This window comes from Microbacterium testaceum (genome assembly GCF_020781835.1).
GTDB lineage: Bacteria > Actinomycetota > Actinomycetes > Actinomycetales > Microbacteriaceae > Microbacterium > Microbacterium testaceum_H.
In genome coordinates this window covers 233,441-249,196 of the sequence record NZ_JAJGNJ010000004.1, presented here as the reverse complement: position 1 = coordinate 249,196, position 15,756 = coordinate 233,441, and the positions used below count along the sequence as shown (strand labels likewise).

15 protein-coding genes are annotated in these 15,756 nt (G+C 69.7%); 14 read left to right on the top strand and 1 reads right to left on the bottom strand.

Translation table 11 applies throughout. The features are described 5' to 3' along the window. Positions 1-40 precede the first annotated feature (40 nt). From LL239_RS08265 to LL239_RS08230, 8 genes are all read left to right on the top strand, one after another. A complete protein-coding gene (locus tag LL239_RS08265; RefSeq protein ID WP_228163003.1) occupies positions 41-1,069 on the top strand; it encodes a PhoH family protein in 1,029 nt (342 codons plus the stop codon). After that, positions 1,066-1,533 (top strand): rRNA maturation RNase YbeY, encoded by a 468-nt coding sequence (gene ybeY / locus LL239_RS08260; protein ID WP_228162950.1) that lies wholly within the window; start codon positions 1,066-1,068, stop codon positions 1,531-1,533. Before LL239_RS08265 ends, ybeY begins: the two co-directional genes overlap by 4 nt. After that, entirely contained in the window at positions 1,530-2,852 is a 1,323-nt protein-coding gene (locus tag LL239_RS08255) for a hemolysin family protein (protein WP_228162949.1), read from the top strand. Before ybeY ends, LL239_RS08255 begins: the two co-directional genes overlap by 4 nt. After that, positions 2,849-3,742, top strand: a complete 894-nt coding sequence (era, locus tag LL239_RS08250; RefSeq protein ID WP_228162948.1) for a GTPase Era — start codon at positions 2,849-2,851, stop codon at positions 3,740-3,742. Before LL239_RS08255 ends, era begins: the two co-directional genes overlap by 4 nt. 31 nt (positions 3,743-3,773) lie before the next feature. Then, positions 3,774-4,721 (top strand): quinone oxidoreductase family protein, encoded by a 948-nt coding sequence (locus LL239_RS08245; protein WP_228162947.1) that lies wholly within the window; start codon positions 3,774-3,776, stop codon positions 4,719-4,721. Continuing rightward, positions 4,718-5,305, top strand: coding sequence for a GNAT family N-acetyltransferase (locus LL239_RS08240; protein WP_228162946.1), 588 nt, complete (start codon positions 4,718-4,720; stop codon positions 5,303-5,305). The genes LL239_RS08245 and LL239_RS08240 overlap by 4 nt, the downstream gene beginning before the upstream one ends. A 149-nt stretch (positions 5,306-5,454) precedes the next feature. Then, positions 5,455-7,215, top strand: a complete 1,761-nt coding sequence (leuA, locus tag LL239_RS08235) for a 2-isopropylmalate synthase (protein ID WP_228162945.1) — start codon at positions 5,455-5,457, stop codon at positions 7,213-7,215. Positions 7,216-7,332: 117 nt separating this feature from the next. Beyond that, on the top strand, positions 7,333-8,085 hold the full coding sequence (locus LL239_RS08230; protein ID WP_308218570.1) for an MOSC domain-containing protein: 753 nt from the start codon (positions 7,333-7,335) through the stop codon (positions 8,083-8,085). Between the two features lie 189 nt (positions 8,086-8,274). Here LL239_RS08230 and LL239_RS08225 read toward each other — a convergent pair whose 3' ends face one another. Beyond that, positions 8,275-8,973, bottom strand: a complete 699-nt coding sequence (locus tag LL239_RS08225; RefSeq protein ID WP_228162944.1) for a trimeric intracellular cation channel family protein — start codon at positions 8,971-8,973, stop codon at positions 8,275-8,277. Positions 8,974-9,055: 82 nt separating this feature from the next. Between LL239_RS08225 and recO the strand changes: the two genes are divergently transcribed. The 6 genes from recO (at position 9,056) to dnaG (ending at position 15,737) form a co-directional block, all read left to right on the top strand. Then, positions 9,056-9,784 (top strand): DNA repair protein RecO, encoded by a 729-nt coding sequence (gene recO / locus LL239_RS08220; protein ID WP_228162943.1) that lies wholly within the window; start codon positions 9,056-9,058, stop codon positions 9,782-9,784. Further along, positions 9,781-10,587: an isoprenyl transferase gene (locus LL239_RS08215; RefSeq protein ID WP_228162942.1), complete on the top strand. Its 807-nt coding sequence runs from the start codon at positions 9,781-9,783 to the stop codon at positions 10,585-10,587. Before recO ends, LL239_RS08215 begins: the two co-directional genes overlap by 4 nt. Before the next feature lie 46 nt (positions 10,588-10,633). Continuing rightward, positions 10,634-11,326: a DsbA family oxidoreductase gene (locus tag LL239_RS08210; protein ID WP_228162941.1), complete on the top strand. Its 693-nt coding sequence runs from the start codon at positions 10,634-10,636 to the stop codon at positions 11,324-11,326. A 70-nt stretch (positions 11,327-11,396) separates the two neighbouring features. Further along, on the top strand, positions 11,397-12,563 hold the full coding sequence (gene dusB / locus LL239_RS08205) for a tRNA dihydrouridine synthase DusB (RefSeq protein WP_228162940.1): 1,167 nt from the start codon (positions 11,397-11,399) through the stop codon (positions 12,561-12,563). A 7-nt stretch (positions 12,564-12,570) separates the two neighbouring features. After that, complete coding sequence (locus LL239_RS08200) at positions 12,571-13,887, top strand: deoxyguanosinetriphosphate triphosphohydrolase (RefSeq protein WP_374197621.1); 1,317 nt, start codon at positions 12,571-12,573, stop codon at positions 13,885-13,887. Further along, positions 13,887-15,737 carry a DNA primase gene (gene dnaG / locus LL239_RS08195; RefSeq protein ID WP_228162938.1) on the top strand — a complete coding sequence of 617 codons (1,851 nt, stop codon included), beginning with the start codon at positions 13,887-13,889 and terminating at the stop codon, positions 15,735-15,737. Before LL239_RS08200 ends, dnaG begins: the two co-directional genes overlap by 1 nt. Positions 15,738-15,756 lie beyond the last annotated feature (19 nt).

Genomic DNA, 15,756 nt, shown 5'->3' with positions numbered 1-15,756 from the left:
AGAACCCGTCGTCGAGCGTCTCTACGCCGACGGCGTCGCCATGGTCCAGCTCCTGGGCCCGCAAGACAGACTGCTGCGCGTCGTCGAGAAGGAGCATCCCGACGTCGACGTCCACGTGCGCGGCAACGAGATCACGCTCTCCGGTGGCGCTGCGGCGGTCGCGGCGGCGAAAGGGCTGGTCGACGAGCTCCTCACGATGACGCGCAACGGCCAGGGCCTCGACCCCGCCGACGTCTCCAGCTCCAGCCGGATCCTGCGCTCCGACGGCGGACCGCGTCCGTCCGAGGTGCTCGGCGAGGCGATCCTGTCCTCGCGCGGCAAGGTCATCCGACCGAAGACCCTGGGTCAGAAGGCGTACGTCGACGCCATCGAGGAGAACACCATCGTCTTCGGCATCGGTCCCGCCGGTACCGGAAAGACCTACCTCGCGATGGCGAAGGCCGTGCAGGCGCTCCAGCGCAAGGAGGTCAGCCGCATCATCCTCACGCGTCCGGCGGTCGAGGCGGGCGAGCGCCTGGGCTTCCTCCCCGGCACGCTCACCGACAAGATCGATCCGTACCTGCGCCCGCTGTACGACGCGCTCAACGAGATGATGGACCCCGACATCGTCCCCAAGCTCATGGCGACGGGCACGATCGAAGTCGCGCCCCTGGCGTACATGCGCGGTCGTACGCTGAACGACTCGTTCGTCGTGCTCGACGAGGCGCAGAACACCACGCCCGAGCAGATGAAGATGTTCCTCACGCGTCTCGGCTTCGGAACACGCATGGTGGTCACCGGCGACATCACGCAGATCGACCTGCCGCAGGGCGCCTCCGGTCTGCGCCTGGTGACCCGTGTGCTCGACCACATCGACGACATCCATTTCGCGTACCTCACCAGCGAGGACGTCGTGCGGCACACCCTGGTCGGCCGTATCGTCGATGCGTACAGCGAGTACGACGAGAGGCGCCTGATGGCCCGCCGCGAACGCGACGAGGCCACCGAGTTCGCCAATCGTGCCGAACGCCGCGGCGCGGCCCGTCCCGCGGGTCCGCGCGATCACCTCCCGAGACGAAACCGCTCATGACGATCGAGATCAACAACGAATCCGGCCACGAGGTCGACGAGCAGGTGCTGCTGCGCCTCATGGAGCACAACCTCGCCGAGCTCCATGTGAGCCCGGATGCCGACGTCGCCATCGTGCTCGTGGACGAAGGCGCCATGGAATCGCTGCACGTGCAGTGGATGGACGAGCCCGGACCGACCGACGTGCTCAGCTTCCCCATGGACGAACTGCGCCCCGGCACCGAGGATGCGCCGACCCCGGCCGGCCTCCTCGGCGACATCGTGCTGTGCCCGGCCGTCGCCGAGACGCAGGCCGTCGCGGCCAAGCACTCCACGCAGGACGAGCTCATCCTGCTCACCACCCACGGGTTGCTGCACCTCCTCGGTTTCGACCACGCCGAGCCCGACGAGGAGCGCGAGATGTTCGGGCTCCAGCGCGAGCTCATCACCGGTTTCCAGGCCGTCGAGCGCCGCCGCCGCGCATGACCGCGGCCCTCCTGCTCGTCGCCGCGTTCCTCCTGGTCGCTTTCGGCGGCTTCATGGCCGCCTCCGAGGCGGCGCTCGGAGTCACCTCGCGTGCCGACCTCGCCGAGCTCGGTTCGAGCGGGCGCAGTGCGCGATCGCTCCGGCGGATCGCCGACGATCCCAGTGCTCACGTCACGGCGGTGATCTTCATCCGCGTGCTGGCCGAGACCACGGCGGCGGTCCTCGTCGCTGCGGCGTTCATGCTGCTCTTCGACAACATCTGGCTCGCACTCATCGCCGCGGCCGTGCTCATGACCGGCATCTCGTTCGTGGCCGTGGGCGCGAGCCCTCGCGCGGTGGGCCGTCAGCACGCGACGGGGCTCCTGCGCGGCGGGGCTCCCGTCATCCGCGGCATGCGCATCCTCTTGGGCCCTCTCGCCCACGGGCTCGTCGCGGTCGGGGACCGCATCACACCCGGCGTGTCGCACTCGACGTCGTTCGCGTCCGAGGAACAGCTGCTGAGCATCATCGACGAGGCGGCCGAGAACGAACTCATCGAAGAGGACGACCGCGAGCTCATCCACTCGGTGTTCGACTTCACCGACCGCTACGTCCGCGAGGTCATGGTTCCGCGTACCGACATGGTGACGGTGGATGCCGCCGCCACGACGCGCGAAGCCCTCGCGCTGTTCCTCGACAAGGGCGTCTCGCGTGTGCCGCTCGCCGATGACGAGGCCGACGACGTCGTGGGCATGCTCTATCTGAAGGACCTCGTGCAGTTCGGGTTCCGCGACGAGGCGGGCTGGCGCGACGCGCCCATCCGCCGGATCGCCCGCCCGCCCGTCTTCGTACCCGAGACGATGAAGGCCGAGACGCTGCTGCAGCAGATGAAGAAGGATGCCGTGCACGTCTGCCTCGCCGTGGACGAGTACGGCGGCGTGTCGGGTCTGGTCACCCTGGAGGACCTCATCGAGGAGCTCGTGGGCGAGATCTCCGACGAGTACGACGCACCGTCGACCGAGATCGTGCCACTGGATGACGGGCGTTACCGCGTGAGCGCGAGACTGGGTCTCGACGAGGTCGGGGACCTGTTCGGCCTCGAGCTCGACGACGAGGACGTCGATTCGATCGGCGGTCTGCTCGGAAAGGCCCTCGGACGGATCCCGCAGCCCGGCGCGACCGCGGAGCATTCCGGTCTGGTGATGACCGGCGGAGCCTCGCGCGGCCGCAATCGCGGCATCGCGACGGTCATCGTCGAACGCGCCGAGAACGACCAGGACGAAGACGACGACGAGGCCGCGGAGCCGGCGGGCTCGGGTCGCGAGAGGAACGACAGATGAGCGAGACCCGATCCGGCTTCGTGACCTTCGTCGGTCGCCCCAACGTGGGCAAGTCGACGCTCACGAACGCCCTCGTCGGCGAGAAGGTCGCGATCACGAGCGATAAGCCGCAGACGACGCGCCGTGCGATCCGCGGCATCGTCAACCGTCCCGCCGGCCAGCTGGTCGTCGTCGACACTCCCGGCATCCATCGTCCTCGCACCCTGCTCGGGCAGCGCCTGAACGACCTCGTCGAGCAGGTTCTCGGTGATGTCGACGTCATCGCGTTCTGCGCGCCGGCGACAGAGAAGGTGGGCCCCGGCGATCGGCGTATCGCCGAGTCGCTGTCGGGGTACCCGCGCGCGAAGAAGGTCGCGCTGGTCACCAAGACGGATGCCGCGACCCGCGAGCAGATCACCGAGCGCCTCATCGAGGTCGACGCGCTGCGCGAGGACTGGGCGGCGGTCATCCCGCTGTCGGCCGTCACACGCGACCAGCTCGACGTGCTGAGCGATGAGCTGCTGGCACTCATGCCCGAGGGGCCGGCGCTGTACCCCGACGACATCGTCACCGACGAATCGCTCGAGGACCGGATCGCCGAGATCATCCGCGAGGCCGCCCTCGACGGTGTGCGCGACGAGCTTCCTCACTCGATCGCCGTGACCATCGAGGACGTGTCGCCGCGCGAGGACAGCGACCTCACCGACGTCTACGCCAACATCGTGGTCGAGCGTGACAGCCAGAAGGCGATCATCATCGGCCGCAAGGGATCGCGACTGGCCGACGTCGGCGCCCGGGCGCGCAAGGGCATCGAGCCGCTCGTGGGCGGTCGGGTATACCTGTCGCTGCATGTGCGTGTGGCCAAGGAGTGGCAGCGCGACCCCAAGCAGCTCGGACGTCTCGGGTTCTGACCCGGCCGTCCGCGACGAGAGGACGACGATCATGGCGAAGCAGTGGCGTGCCCCCGGCCCCGGTCCGGTGGAGGACTGGACGTTCGACGACGTCGAGGTGCCGGCCCCCGGCCCGGGAGAGGTCACGATCCGCGTCCGCGCCGCCGGGATCAACCCCGCGGATGCCAAGCACGTCGCCGCTCCCCGGCCCGGGGCGACGTTCCCGGTGCCGATCGGCTACGAGCTGTCGGGCGAGATCACGGCCGTAGGACCGGACGCCCGCGGTGGCTCGGGGCAGGTCGCCGTCGGCGACGAGGTCGTGGCGTTCCGGGTCCAGGGCGCGTACGCGACGGCGCTGAACGTCCCGGCCGGCGATGTGTTCGCCAAGCCCGCGACGCTGTCGCACGAGGAAGCGGCCAACCTCTTGCTCGCCGGTACCACCGCCGCCGAGATGATCCAGGTCACCCGCGCCGCCGAGGGCGAGACCGTGCTGCTGCACGCGGCCTCGGGAGCGGTCGGAGTCAGCCTCCTGCAGCAGGCGCGCACGTTGGGCATCCGGGTGATCGGCACGGTCGGTCCGGACTCCGAGGAGTCGGCGGAGCGCGTCCGTCGTTTCGGTGGCATCCCCGTCGCGTACGGCGACGGCCTGGAAGAGCGGGTGGCCGAGGCCGCTGCGGGCGAACCGATCAGCGCGGCATGGGATGCCGTCGGCACGGACGAAGCCATTGACGTCTCGCTCGCGCTCGTCTCCGAAGCCGATCGCGTCGTCACGATCGTCGCCCCGCAGCGCGCGGAGTCCGACGGCATCCTATGGATCGCCGGCTCGCGGCCCGAGAGCGCCCGCTTCCGCGACATCGCCCGCGCGCACATCCTCGAGCTCGCGGCATCCGGTGCTCTCGTCGTCCCTCTCGCCCGCACGTTCCCGCTCGCCGACGCGCGAGAAGCGGTCCGATTCGTGATGCAGGGCCACCCCGGCGGCAAGGTCGCCCTGGTGCCGTGAGCGCGTCGCCGTTCCTGCTGCCGCCCGCTCCCTCGCGGCTGGACGTGGTGCGAGAGCGCGTGCGGCTGCGGCCCCTCGTCGACACCGACGTCGAGGCGATGGTCGCCTACCGCGGGGACCCCGACGTGTGCCGCTTCCTTCCGTTCGAGCCGCAGAGCGCGGACGACATCCGGAAACGCATCGGCTACCTCTTCGGAGGGACGAGCATCGAGGGCGAGCGCGGGGGAGTCGTCCTCGCGATCGAGCAGCTCGACGATGCCGCCGTGATCGGCGATGTCGTGCTGTTCCGCCTCGACGCGGCGTCGGGCTCGGCGGAGATCGGCTGGGTCATGAGTCCCGCAGCTGCCGGGCGGGGCCTGGCGACCGAAGCCGTGCGGGCGTTGGTCGACACGGCGTTCTCGGTGTACGGGCTGCGCCGCCTCGTCGCCCGCATCGACGCGGACAACGTCCGCTCGATCGCCCTCGCGGAACGCATCGGGATGCGCCGAGAGGCGCACCTCGTCGAGAACGAGTGGTTCAAGGGGCGGTGGAGCGACGAGGTCGACTATGCCGTGCTCGCCCGCGAGTGGACGCTCCAGGGGTGAGGTGCCGCGTGCGCGAGTGCTACGATCGCAGAATGCGCTTCGGTGGCCTGCTTCTTCTTAGCTGCCGCGACGAGTCCTCGTTCTAAGGGCCTTCCTCGTCGCGGAGCTCGTCGTCGGCCCCTTCAGACAGACAAGAGAAGCGACCCCTCATGAAGAACACGCAGAAGCCCACGTCCGCTCCGGTCCACAAGTACCGTCCGTTCCACGAGCAGATCCGCGTCGATCTGCCCGACCGCACGTGGCCGAGCAAGCGCATCGAAACCGCACCGCGGTGGTGCGCCGTCGACCTGCGCGACGGTAACCAGGCCCTCATCGACCCGATGAGCCCCGAACGCAAGCGGGTCATGTTCGACCTGCTGGTGAAGATGGGCTACAAGGAGATCGAGGTCGGGTTCCCCAGCGCCAGCCAGACCGACTTCGACTTCGTCCGTCAGCTGATCGAGGAAGACCTCATCCCCGACGACGTCACGATCCAGGTGCTGACCCAGGCGCGCGAGCACCTGATCGCCCGTACGTACGAGTCCATCGCCGGCGCGAAGCAGGCGATCGTCCACCTCTACAACTCCACGTCCGTGCTGCAGCGCGAGGTCGTGTTCCGTACCGACCAGCAGGGCATCGTCGACATCGCCCTCGAGGGCGCGCGCCTGTGCAAGAAGTACGAGGCCACGATCCCCGAGACGCAGGTCTACTACGAGTACTCGCCCGAGAGCTACACGGGTACCGAGCTGGAGTTCGCGCTGCGCATCTGCAACGAGGTGCTGGAGGTCTTCCAGCCCACGCCCGAGCGCAAGGTCATCCTGAATCTCCCCGCCACCGTCGAGATGGCCACGCCGAACGTCTACGCCGACTCCATCGAGTGGATGTCGCGGAACCTGAACCACCGCGAGAACGTCATCCTCTCGCTGCATCCGCACAACGACCGCGGCACCGCAGTGGCCGCGGCGGAACTGGGCTACATGGCCGGAGCCGACCGCATCGAGGGATGCCTGTTCGGCAACGGCGAGCGGACGGGCAACGTCGACCTGGTCGCGCTGGGCATCAACCTGCTGACGCAGGGCATCGACCCGCAGATCGACTTCAGCGACATCGACCAGGTCAAGCGCACCGTCGAGTACTGCAACCAGCTGCCCGTGCCCGAGCGCAGCCCGTGGGCCGGCGACCTCGTGTTCACGGCCTTCAGCGGTTCGCATCAGGATGCCATCAAGAAGGGCTTCGAGGCGATGGAGGCCCGTGCGGCCGCCGAAGGCAAGAGCGTCGACGACATCGAGTGGGCGGTCCCGTACCTGCCGATCGACCCCAAGGACCTGGGTCGTTCGTACGAGGCCGTCATTCGCGTGAACTCGCAGTCGGGCAAGGGCGGCGTGGCGTACCTGCTCAAGGCCGACCACGCCCTCGACCTGCCGCGCAAGCTGCAGATCGAGTTCTCCGGCGTCGTGCAGGCTCGCACGGACGCCGAGGGCGGCGAGGTCTCGAGCGCGCAGATCTGGGACATCTTCACCGACGAGTACCTGCCCACCACGGACCACGACCAGCGCTGGGGCCGCTTCGAGCTGCTCTCGACTCGATCCTCCAGCGACATGTCGGGCGACGTCTCGCTCGACGTGACCCTGCGCGACGGCGAGTCGATCCAGCCCGCGTCGGCGGTGGGTAACGGTCCCGTGGCCGCGTTCCTCGAGATCGTGCGGGCGCAGGGCTTCGACGTCACGCTGTACGACTACGTCGAGCACGCTCTCAGCTCGGGCGGCGATGCCCAGGCCGCGGCGTACATCGAGTTGCAGGTGGACGACCAGCGCCTGTGGGGCGTCGGCATCGACAACGACATCTCGACGGCGTCGCTCAAGGCGATCGTGTCAGGTGTCAACCGCGCGATTCGCACGCGTCAGCGCTCGGGCGCTCTCGCCGGCGTCTGAAGGCCGCGCCGTAGGGCCGGAAGGTGCCGCGGATCGCTCGATCGGCGGCACCTCGGGCGTCTGATCGAGTGCGAGGATGGGGCCGCGATCCGCGTCCACGCCCTCTATCGCTATCCCGTGAAGGGATTCATCCCCGAACGTCGCGACCACCTCGTGGTGCAGCCGGACGGGCGGGTGCAGGGTGACCGCTCTCTCGCGTTCGCGTTCGCCGACGTGGAGTCGCCGGATGACACGGTCTGGCCGAAGAGCCGTGGGCTCGCCCTCATGGGGGTTCCGTCCCTGGCCCGCATCGGTCTGACCTATGACGATGAGGCGCGTCGGGTGCGGCTTCGTGTCGACGAGATCGACGTCGACGCGGACATCGACGACCCTGCGGGTCGCGCAGAGCTCGCCGCGGCCGTGACGGCGTATCTGCGCACGACACCCGATGCCCGCCTGCTCGAGCAGGAAGGGGTCCTGCCGTTCGCGTTCGTCGGCGACGGTCGCACGTCGCGATTCCAGGACCGACCGCAGGGCTACGTCTCGCTGCACGGAGCGGCCTCCGTGAGTGAGGTGGATGCCGCCGTCCCGGCGCCCGTCGACGATCGCCGCTTCCGATCGAACGTCGTCCTGTCGGGCACGGCGCCCTGGGAGGAGTTGGGCTGGACCGGCACGGTGCGCATGGGAGACGTCGTCTTCGAGGTGCAGAAGCCGATCGAGCGCTGCGCGGCCATCACAGCCAACCCCGACACGGGGGAACGCGACGCGCGCCTGCTTCGCGTCCTCACGACCTCGTTCGGACAGGAGAAGCCGACGCTCGGCATCCTTCTTCTGCCCACCGACGGTGGCGGCACGATCCGTGCGGGCGACGCGGTCGCCGTCGAGGGCTGACGCGAACGGACCTGCTCACCACGGGACGGTGTTTCCGTGGCGGTCCAGAAACCGCAGACGACAGGGGCGCTCCCGCGGTCGATGCTCACCTCTCCCGACACTGCCGCGGCGATGAGCGCTCACCTCGACGGCGACACCGCGGCGCGACTGCTGCAGTGGATCCTTCCCGCCCCCTCCGAGGAGTGCGGGTCAGTCCGCGTCGTCGACCCGGATGATCGGGATGCCGGTCGTCTCCACCGCCACCTTGCGACGGTGAAGCTTGCGCTGCTCGGGGAGCGACAGGTCGAACAGCACCGCGAGGACGCGGATCACGGTGGTCACCGCGACGCCGATCACCGCCGCGATCGGAAGGGGCACCCCGAACGCCGCGACCGTCGCGAGCACCGCACAGCCTCCGCCCGCCGCCACGGCGTAGAGCGAGCCGACGTGCATGATCGCGACTGGGAGGCCCATCAGGACGTCGCGCAGCACGCTGCCGCCCACGGCAGCGAGAACCCCGACGAACACCGCCGGCACCGCGGGGAGGCCGAGGGCGAGGGCCTTGGACGTGCCGAACGCCCCGAACAGCCCGATCACGACCGCGTCGAGCATGACGATCGCGCGATTGAGCCGTTGGAAGATGCCCGACAGCAGCATCCCGACGATCGACGCGACCGTGGCGGTGAGCAGATACCAGTTGTTCTGCAGCGTCGCCGGCGTGAGGCCGAGGAGCAGGTCGCGGATGAGTCCACCGCCCATCCCGAGCAGGATGCCGATGATCGCCACGCCCAGCAGATCGAGTCGACGTTGCCCTTGGAACCCCGACGCGAAGAGCGCGCCCTGAACACCGCCCAGGGCGACGGCGGTGAGGTCGGCCCACAGGGGGATGATGAAGACGGGCGGGTTCACGGCATCCATTCTCCCGCGGCGGGCATGATCGGCCGTGCGCGCCGCGCAGCCGACTCCCGGCCTCGCGGGCGGATAATGGACTGTGCCCACCTACCGCGACGAAGTCGTGGTCCTGCGTACCCACAAGCTCGGGGAGGCGGACCGCATCGTCACTCTCCTCAGCCGCCGCCACGGCAAGATCCGGGCGGTCGCGAAGGGGGTGCGGCGCACGTCGTCGCGATTCGGATCGCGTCTGGAACCCTTCATGGTCGCCGACGTGCAGCTCTACCAGGGGCGGACGCTGGACATCGTGCAGCAGGCCGAGTCACTCGGAGCCTACGGCGCCGACATCGCACAGCATTACGACCGTTACACCACGGCCAGCGCCATGGTCGAGACAGCGGACCGTTTGAACGAGGCCGAGGCCACCCCGCAGCAATATCTGCTCCTGGTCGGGGGGCTCCGCGCACTCGCGCGCGGCGACCATGCGGCGAGGAGCGTGCTCGACTCGTACCTGCTGCGCGCGATGGCGCTGTCGGGCTGGGCACCGGGCCTCGGCGAATGCGCGCGGTGCGGCACGGTCGGGGAGCACGACTATTTCCTCGCCCAGCTCGGCGGCGTCGTCTGCTCGGCCTGCGCGCCCGCGGGGTCGCCGCGCGTCGCGCGCGACACCGTGGGGCTCCTGCGCGCGCTCATCGCGGGGGAGTGGGACGTGGTGGATGCCGCCCCTGAACGCACCACCGCGGCCGCCTCGGGCCTCGTCGCCGCTTATGCGCAGTTCCATCTCGAGCGTGGCATCCGTTCCCTCTCTCACTTGGAATCGAGCCGATGACCCCGAAGCCCTATACGCACCGCGACGCCGTCCCGTACCGCCCGTTGGACTGGACGGGGGAGTACCCGCCGGTCTTCCCGCAGGGGTCGGTGCCCGAGCACGTCGCCATCGTCATGGACGGCAACGGCCGTTGGGCGAACCGCCAGGGTCTCACCCGCATCGAGGGACACCGCGCCGGTGAGGCGGCTCTGCTCGACGTCGTCGCCGGAGCGATCCAGGCGGGTGTGAAGCACCTGTCGGTGTACGCCTTCTCGACCGAGAACTGGTCGCGCTCGCCCGATGAGGTGCGCTTCCTCATGGGGTTCAACCGCGAGGTGCTGCACCGACGGCGCGACCAGCTGAACGAGTGGGGTGTCCGCATCCGGTGGTCGGGGCGCAAGCCGCGGCTGTGGGGCTCGGTCATCAAGGAGCTGCAGCACGCCGAGCGCCTGACCGACGGCAACGACGTGCTGACCCTGACGATGTGTGTCAACTACGGCGGCCGCGTGGAGATCGTGGATGCCATGCGCCGTATCGGCGAGGACATCGCCGCCGGGCGGCTGAAGCCCACTGCGGTCACCGAGAAGCTGATCCGGCGCAATCTCTACCAGCCGGACATGCCCGATGTCGATCTGTTCGTGCGGTCGAGCGGCGAGCAGCGGACCTCGAACTTCCTGCTGTGGGAGTCGGCCTATGCCGAGATGGTGTTCCTCGACACCCTGTGGCCCGACTTCCGCCGGACGCACCTGTGGGACGCGATCGGCCTCTACCTTTCCCGCGATCGGCGCTTCGGCGGGGCGATCGACACCCCGCAGACGAAATGAATGCCGCTACCGGAATAGTTCCCGGACGCGAAAGGTTGCACGCGACATGACGGATGCCATCAAGATCGACGTGTGGAGTGACATCGCCTGCCCCTGGTGCTACATCGGCAAGCGCAACCTCGAGAACGGCCTGGCCGCCACCGCCGATGACGACGACGCACCCGTCGTCGAGATCGAGTACCACTCGTTCGAACTCTCTCCCGACACCCCCGTCGATTTCGTCGGCGGCGAGGTGGACTATCTCTCGCAGCACAAGGGCATCTCCCCGACCCAGGCGCGCGAGATGCTCGATCGCGTGACCGGCGTCGCCGCGCAGGCCGGGCTCGAGTACCGCTTCGACATCCTTCAGCACACCAATACCGTCAAGGCGCACGAGCTGCTGCACTTCGCCAAGGAGCAGGGCCGCCAGCTCGAGCTCTCGGAGCGGCTGATGTCGGCGTACTTCCTCGAGGGCAAGCACGTCGGTCGTGATGACGACCTCGTCGAGCTCGCGGTCGAGATCGGCCTCGACGCCGACGCCGCGCGGGAGGCGCTCACCTCCGGCCGCTTCCGCAACGCGGTGCGCGCCGATCAGGCACAGGCGCAGGCCTACGGCATCACCGGCGTCCCGTTCTTCGTCATCGACGGCAAGTACGGCGTCAGCGGCGCGCAGCCGGTCGAGGCGTTCACGCAGATCGCCCGTCAGGTCTGGGGCGAACGCCGTGCCTCGTCGGCCGAACCCGAGGCCGCCTCGGCGTGACCCCTCCTCCCCAGTCCGCCCCGCGCGGGACGCGACACCGCAGACGCGCGGGGTCTGGGAGAATGGAACGATGACCACGGCACTGGCCCCGACGCGTCCCCTGCGCATCGGCCCCATCGAACTCGACGCGCCCGTCGTGCTCGCGCCCATGGCCGGAATCACCAACACGGCGTTCCGGCGATTGTGCCGCGAGTACGGGGCGGGGCTCTACGTCAGCGAGATGATCACCACGCGTGCGCTCGTCGAGCGCAACGACACCACGATGCGGCTCATCCGTCACCACGAGTCCGAGACGCCGCGTTCGATTCAGCTGTATGGCGTCGATCCGGCGACCGTCGAGGCGGCGGTGCGCATGATCGTCGCCGAAGACCACGCCGACCACATCGACCTGAACTTCGGCTGCCCCGTGCCGAAAGTGACGCGCCGTGGCGGCGGTGCCGCACTGCCGTGGAAGCTCACGCTCTTCCGCGAGATCGTGGAGCGCGCGGTGCGGGCCGCGGGCGACCTCCCGCTCACGATCAAGATGCGGAAGGGCATCGACGCCGATCACCTCACCTACCTCGAGGCGGGACGCATCGCCGAAGGCGCGGGCGTGGCCTCCATCGCGCTGCACGCGCGCACGGCATCCGAGTTCTACTCGGGCACGGCCGACTGGAGCGCCATCACGAAGCTCAAAGAGACGGTGACGAGCGTCCCCGTGCTCGGCAACGGCGACATCTGGTCAGCCGGCGACGCTGTGCGCATGATGGCCGAGACCGGCTGCGACGGTGTCGTTGTCGGCCGGGGGTGCCTCGGCCGGCCCTGGCTGTTCGGCGATCTCGCCCGTGCGCTCGGCCGACCCGGTTCCGCCCCCGGAGAGCCCGTCGATGCCACGCTCGGGTTCGTGGCCCGCGCTTTCCGCCGGCACGCCGAGCTGCTGGTCGAGTTCTTCGAGGACGAGGGCCGCGGATGCCGTGACATCCGCAAGCATGTCGCGTGGTACTTCAAGGGGTATCCGGTCGGCGGCGAGCTGCGCGCGAGCCTCGCGACCGCCTCGACGCTGTCCGAGATCGACGAGTTGCTCGCCACGATGGACCTCGACGCCCCGTACCCGGGTGAGGCTGCCGAAGGACAGCGCGGTCGCGCCGGTTCGCCCAAGCGCCCCGCCCTGCCGGACGGCTGGCTCGACTCCCGCGAGATCGGTGACGAGGCGGGCCGCGCTCTCGCGGCCGCGGAGCTTCACCACAGTGGCGGGTGAGGCGGCGGTGAGCGTCGCGCGCCCGTCCGGGTACGACGACGTCGACGCCGCCCGGTTCCACGAAGAACAGCACCGCTCGCAGCGCGACGACTTCGCACGGGACCGCGCGCGCGTGCTCCATTCGGCCGCCCTGCGCCGCCTCGCGGCCAAGACGCAGGTGCTCAGTCCCGCGAGCCCGGCGGACTTCGCGCGCAACCGCCTGACGCACTCCCTCGAGGTCGCGCAGGTCGGCCGCGAGCTCGCCACCGCGCTCGAGCTCTCGCCGGACGTCGTGGACACCGCGTGTCTCAGCCACGACCTCGGGCACCCTCCCTTCGGGCACAACGGCGAGCGGGCGCTCAACGAGTGGGCTGAAGACATCGGCGGCTTCGAGGGCAACGCGCAGACTCTGCGCATCCTGACGCGCCTCGAGCCGAAGGTCATCGATCCCGACGGCCACTCCTTCGGCCTGAATCTCACCCGGGCGAGCCTGGATGCCACGTGCAAGTACCCGTGGACGGTCGATGCACCGCTCCCCGATCCCGGCGGGCGGTTGAAGTTCGGCGTCTACCCCGACGACGAGCCGGTGTTCCATTGGATGCGCGACGGTGCGCCCGGGCGCGTCCGCTGCATCGAGGCGGAGGTCATGGACCTCTCCGACGACATCGCGTACTCGGTGCACGACTTCGAGGACGCCGTCGTCAACCGGTACATCGACCCCGCGACTCTGGCGTCGCCGGCCGGTCACGAATCTCTGCTCACCGCGATCCAGACGTGGGTCGGGTATGACTTCTCGCGCGACGAGCTCGCGGACGCGCTGTACCGGCTGATGCGCCTGCCCGAGTGGATCGCCTCCTTCGACGGTTCCCGCCCGGCGCTCGCGCGTCTGAAGAACCTCACGTCCGACCTCATCGGGCGCTTCGCCCGTGCCGCGACCACCGCGACCCGCGACGCGTACGCCGTCCGCGACCTCACCCGCTACCGCGCCCACGTCGTCGTGCCACGCGTCGTCGAGGCCGAGATGGCGGTGCTCAAGGGCATCATCGGCGCCACCGTCGTGTCGATCGACGGTCGGAAGGCGCTGTACCGCGAGCAGCGGCGGGTCCTGAAACGGCTGGCATCGGCCCTGTGGGACCGCCCCGAGGCACTCGATACGCTGCACGCGCCGGACTTCGACGCGGCACGCGATGACACCGCACGGCGTCGCGTCGTCGTGGACCAGGTGGCGAGCCTCACCGACCAGCTCGCCATCGCCTGGCACGGGCGGCTCGTGGGCGACGTGGATGCCGCCGAGCTCGGCGTCTGGGCACCGGGCGCGCGCCCGCCGCGGGGAGCGGATGCCTGATGGCGGGGCGTATCCGGCAGGCCGACATCGACGAGGTCAAGGCGCGGGTCAACATCGCCGACGTCATCGGTGAGCGCGTCGCGCTGAAGCCCGCCGGCGTGGGCTCGATGAAGGGACTGTGTCCCTTCCACGACGAGCGGAGCCCGAGCTTCCACGTACGCCCCCAGGTGGGCTACTACCACTGCTTCGGATGCGGCGAGTCGGGTGACGTGTACTCGTTCCTACGGGCGATGGACCACGTGTCCTTCACCGAAGCCGTCGAGCGGATGGCCGCACGCGTCGGGTACACGCTGCACTACGAGGACGGCGGCGCCGCCCCCGAGACCACCGGGCGCTCGCGCCTGTACGCCGCCAACGCCGCGGCGGCGGAGTACTTCCGCGCGCAGCTGATGTCTCCCGAGGCCGACACGGCACGCCGCTTCCTCGGCGATCGCGGGTTCGACGCCGGAGCCGCCGCGCATTTCGGCGTCGGCTACGCCCCCAAGGGCTGGTCGTCGCTGATGGATCACCTGCTCGCACAGAAATTCTCCCGCGAGGAGCTCCTGCAGGCGGGTCTCGTGTCACAGGGTCAGCGCGGCGTGTACGACCGCTTCCGCGGTCGGGTGCTGTGGCCGATCCGCGATGTGACCGGGCAGGTCATCGGATTCGGCGCGCGCAAGCTCTACGACGACGACCAGGGGCCCAAGTACCTGAATACCCCCGAGACGCCGATCTACAAGAAGGCGCAGGTGCTGTACGGCCTCGACCTGGCGAAGCGGGACATCTCGCGCGAACACCGCGTCGTCGTCGTGGAGGGCTACACCGACGTCATGGCGTGCCACCTCGCGGGGATCACCACCGCGATCGCGTCGTGCGGCACCGCGTTCGGCAGCGACCACATCACGGTCCTGCGCCGCGTGATGGGCGACGACAGCGCGTCGGGCGAGGTGGTGTTCACGTTCGACCCGGATGCCGCGGGGCAGAAGGCCGCCCTGCGCGCCTTCGCCGATGAGAAGCGGTTCGCGGCTCAGACGTACGTCGCCGTCGCCCCCGAGGGGCTCGACCCGTGCGATCTCCGTCTGGAGCGCGGCGACGGGGCGGTGCGCGCCCTCATGGACACCAAGGCGCCGATGTTCGAGTTCGTCATCGACCAGCGGCTGAAGGACTTCGACCTCTCCAGCGTCGAGGGGCGGGCGGGGGCGTTGCGCGCCGCCGCTCCTATCGTCGCCGACATCCGCGATCCGGCACTTCGGCCCGGGTACGTCCGCGTGCTCGCCCGCCGCCTGGGTCTGGACATCCCCGAGGTGCAGAGCGCTGTCGAACGGGCCGCGCGCGGGGCCGACCGCGCAGAGAAGCGGGACTCGCAGCGTGGGGGAGCCGCCCCGTCACCCGCGCCCGTCGCCGTCGCCGTGACGCTCGCCTCACTGCCGAACACCCGCGATGTCGCGCTCGAGCGGGGCGCGATGATGGCGTTCCTGCAGTACGGGCACCGGATCGAGCCCGACCTGTTCCTCCGTGCGCTGCAGACGCCCTTCGGCCACCCCGCGCTCGAAGCGGTGCGCAGCTCTTTGGCATCCACCGATCTTTCCCAGCCGGGGTGGGCCGTCACGGCCGTGGAGGCCGTGCGCGAGCCGTTCCGTACGCTCGCCGTCGAACTGCTGACCGCGGACTTCCCGGCGCGCAGCGAAGACGGCGCCGTCGCCTCGGCCAATGATCTGGCCCGTGGGCTTCTCGTGCGCGAGCTCCAGCGCGAGAAGGACGAGCTGCTCCGCGGCATCCAACGCGTCCCGGCCGATTCGGAGGAGGGGCGCCGTTTGCGGCTGCGACTGCGCGAATTGGACGCCGACCGGCAACGACTCACGGCATCCTGACGCGTCGCGGTGGCATCCG

What these genes read in the sequence shown, in the direction of transcription:
- LL239_RS08265 (WP_228163003.1), top strand. Translation starts at nt 41, where the DNA reads ATGGTCCAGCTCCTGGGCCCGCAAGACAGACTGCTGCGCGTCGTCGAG.
- ybeY (WP_228162950.1), top strand. Translation starts at nt 1,066, where the DNA reads ATGACGATCGAGATCAACAACGAATCCGGCCACGAGGTCGACGAGCAG.
- LL239_RS08255 (WP_228162949.1), top strand. Translation starts at nt 1,530, where the DNA reads ATGACCGCGGCCCTCCTGCTCGTCGCCGCGTTCCTCCTGGTCGCTTTC.
- era (WP_228162948.1), top strand. Translation starts at nt 2,849, where the DNA reads ATGAGCGAGACCCGATCCGGCTTCGTGACCTTCGTCGGTCGCCCCAAC.
- LL239_RS08245 (WP_228162947.1), top strand. Translation starts at nt 3,774, where the DNA reads ATGGCGAAGCAGTGGCGTGCCCCCGGCCCCGGTCCGGTGGAGGACTGG.
- leuA (WP_228162945.1), top strand. Translation starts at nt 5,455, where the DNA reads ATGAAGAACACGCAGAAGCCCACGTCCGCTCCGGTCCACAAGTACCGT.
- LL239_RS08215 (WP_228162942.1), top strand. Translation starts at nt 9,781, where the DNA reads ATGACCCCGAAGCCCTATACGCACCGCGACGCCGTCCCGTACCGCCCG.
- LL239_RS08210 (WP_228162941.1), top strand. Translation starts at nt 10,634, where the DNA reads ATGACGGATGCCATCAAGATCGACGTGTGGAGTGACATCGCCTGCCCC.
- dusB (WP_228162940.1), top strand. Translation starts at nt 11,397, where the DNA reads ATGACCACGGCACTGGCCCCGACGCGTCCCCTGCGCATCGGCCCCATC.
- dnaG (WP_228162938.1), top strand. Translation starts at nt 13,887, where the DNA reads ATGGCGGGGCGTATCCGGCAGGCCGACATCGACGAGGTCAAGGCGCGG.